Source organism: Bartonella sp. AC158YNML, from assembly GCF_042196725.1.
Lineage (GTDB): Bacteria > Pseudomonadota > Alphaproteobacteria > Rhizobiales > Rhizobiaceae > Bartonella.
In genome coordinates this window covers 354-636 of the sequence record NZ_JBHIQU010000095.1, presented here as the reverse complement: position 1 = coordinate 636, position 283 = coordinate 354, and the positions used below count along the sequence as shown (strand labels likewise).

At 38.2% G+C, this 283-nt stretch carries 1 protein-coding gene; it reads left to right on the top strand.

The genetic code is table 11. The features are described 5' to 3' along the window. A partial coding sequence (locus tag ACFIM1_RS09435) for a hypothetical protein (RefSeq protein ID WP_375694702.1) occupies positions 1–283 on the top strand: 283 nt, incomplete at both ends.

Here is a 283-nt window from a genome sequence, read left to right as displayed (position 1 = left end):
TCCTTTAAAGATGGAGCACTTACAGGTCCAAGTTATAAATTATCGAGTGTTGATGCAGAAGGTGCGGTAGTAGAACACTCCTATGGTGATGTTGGAAGTGCGTTTGCAGGCCTTGATACGAATGTTAAGAATGTAAATAATAACCTGACGAATAAGTTTAATGAACTTACTGAAAATATCACGAATATTACGCAAGAAGTTCAAGGAGATGCCTTGTTGTGGAACAAGGAACAGAAAGCCTTTGTAGCACAGCATGGAGATAACAAAAGCAACAGTAAGATTA